This window comes from Actinospica acidithermotolerans (genome assembly GCF_018139625.1).
In the GTDB taxonomy this organism is placed as follows: domain Bacteria; phylum Actinomycetota; class Actinomycetes; order Streptomycetales; family Catenulisporaceae; genus Actinospica; species Actinospica acidithermotolerans.
Genome location: NZ_JAGSOH010000256.1, coordinates 1 through 2,457 on the forward strand (window position 1 = coordinate 1; position 2,457 = coordinate 2,457).

1 protein-coding gene is annotated in these 2,457 nt (G+C 70.6%); it reads right to left on the bottom strand.

Going from position 1 to position 2,457, the window contains the following annotated elements; translation table 11 throughout:
• Positions 1-1,911: sensor histidine kinase (locus KDK95_RS34465; RefSeq protein WP_212522561.1), on the bottom strand; the 1,911-nt coding region annotated here is incomplete at its 3' end.
• Positions 1,912-2,457: the final 546 nt, after the last annotated feature.

Consider the following 2,457-nt stretch of genomic DNA (forward strand, 5'->3'; position numbering starts at 1 on the left):
GTCGAAGAGGAGGCCGGGGCCGATGTCGAGTCTGACCGTCACGCCGCCGCCCGCGGTGGCGGTCAGGCGGACTGCGATGCCGGACCTGCGGGCGAGGCGGCCGACCACGAAGAGGCCGAGGACCTTGGTCGGTGCCAGGTCGAGGCGTTCCCGGCGCACGAGGCGGGCGTTCTCCTCGGCCAGGCGCGCGGTGGTCATGCCGACGCCGTGGTCGACGATCTCGATGTACGCGCCTTGGGCCGTGGGGCGGACGGAGATGTCGACCGAGGAGGTCTGCGGCGAGAAGGAGACCGCGTTCTCGACGAGCTCGGCGACGATCAGGGTCAGGTCGCCGACGGCGGCGGGGGCGACGGTGACGTCGCCCTCGGCGGCCAGGACCACACGCTGGTAGCCCTCGACGCGGCCCACGGCGCTGCGGACCACGTCGGTCAGGCGCAGCGGGTCCTCGCTGAGTACGGGCTCGGTCTCTCCGGACAGCAGCATCAGGCTGTCGGCGCCGCGCTGGAGGCGGACGGCGATGTGGTCGATGCGGTAGAGGCGCTCGAGGACCGAGGGGTCGGTCTCCTCGCGCTCGGCGGCGTCGATCAGGGAGAGCTGGCGGCCGGTCAGGTTGTGGATGCGGCGGCCGACGTTGCCGAACATCTCGGCGGTGTTGCGGCGGACGGCCATCTGCCGTTCGAGGACGCGCACGGCGCTGTCCTGGACGCGGTTGAAGGCCTCGGCGAGCTTGCCGATCTCGTCGCTGGTGACGACGGGCACCTTCTCGAAGACCGGGACGGCCTGCGGGTCGCCGGTGTCGTCCTCGTCGGCGACGCGTTCGAGGTCGGCGCGGGTGACGTCGGAGATCTTGGTGGCGGCGCGGGTGAGCGCGAGCATCGGGTTGACCACGGAGCGGCGGACCCGGTATTCGAGCACGACCAGCATGATCAGCACGAGGACTGCGCCGGCGACGAGCGCGAGGCCGTAGGCCGACTGGATCTTCGCCTGGTGCTTCGCGGAGGCGATGACGTCGGCGGAGACCTGCTGCTCCATCGTGTCGCGGCTCTGGGTCGACTGGACGGCGGCCTGCAGCAGGCCCGTGGAGCTGCTGAGGCCCACGAGGTTCTGCATGCCGAGCTGATCGGCCGTCAGCACCTGGTCCACGGCGGTGGCCGGGTCCCGGCTGGAGAGCTCCTCCTCGACGTTCTGCTGCTCGGAGTCGAGGTAGGACTGCGCGATCGAGTCGACGGCGAGCTGGAAGCGGTTGGTGTCGACGGAGGTGGCGATGCCCTCGAAGCGCTCGGCCTCGTTCTGGCTGACGCCGTAGTCGCGCTCGACCGCGCTCAGGTCGGGCCAGTCGAGCGCGGCGCCGCCCTCGGTGGCGTCGAGGTCGGCCTGGTTGGTCAGGGCCAGCAGGTCGATCTCGCGGTTGTGCTCGCGCATGTCGGCGTCGTAGAGGGAGCCGAGCTCGTCCATGTCGAAGGCCGCGGTGCCGCCGTTCTCGGCGAGGGCGTCCATGTCGAGGGCGTTGTAGAGCTCTTGGATCGCGGTGCCGTAGCCGGTCTCGACGGCGGCGCTCTTGTCGGCGGCGGGCTGCATCGCGGTGGCGCGGGCGCCGCTGACGCCCTGCGTCTCCCAGACGGCCTCGGCGACGGCCTGGCCGAGCGCGGAGGAGGTGGCGGGCTTGAGGCTGCGGCGGACGGTGGCGAGCGTCAGGTCGGTGCTCGCGGCGTACGTCTTGAGCAGCTGGACCGAGTCCTGCGCCGGGTGGCTGGGGAGGCTGGAGGTGCCCTGGAGGCCGACCGCGACGGTCTGCTCGATCTCCAGCGCGTTGATCAACTCACTGACCTGCTCGGCCTGACTCATCTCGGACGCCGCGGTGTTCCACTGCGCCGCCGCCCGCACATATCCGAAGGAGGTGGGTGCGATCAACAGAAGAATGATCAGAAGTGGAGTCGCGACGAGGATGTCGAGCTTTCGGCGCAAAGGCATGGAGTCGAGACGGCCGATACCCGCCCGCGCGGACCGGTCCGCTCCGCTCCCTGCGCGCACGGCCACTGACGCCTCCACCTAGAACGAATGCGGCACGATGATCAGAACATGGGATCTCGAACGACTGGAACAGTAGCGAATCGCGGGGGCGCTTGTCTCCCCCGCTCGGCCGGGGTGTCGCAGGGCCCGGATGAGCGAGCGCTCACTCAGGTGTCAGTGAGCTGGGACTGCGCGTGAGGGTACCGGCCGATGACACCCCGTATCCGGCTCGGCAAATTTCTTTTAAAGGCGCTGCCCGCAACGGGGTCGGCGGGCGCAATCCCCGGCGGACGCGTCGGAAAATCGCGGCGGACGGCGGTGACGGGCCGTAAGCCGGAGCGGTATCCAACTCTGCCGAGGGGCGCGCGGACGGCGGTGACGGGCCGTCCGCCGGAGCGGTCTGCGACTCTGCCCGAGGGCGCGCCGAGGGCCGGTGGGGGTGAACAG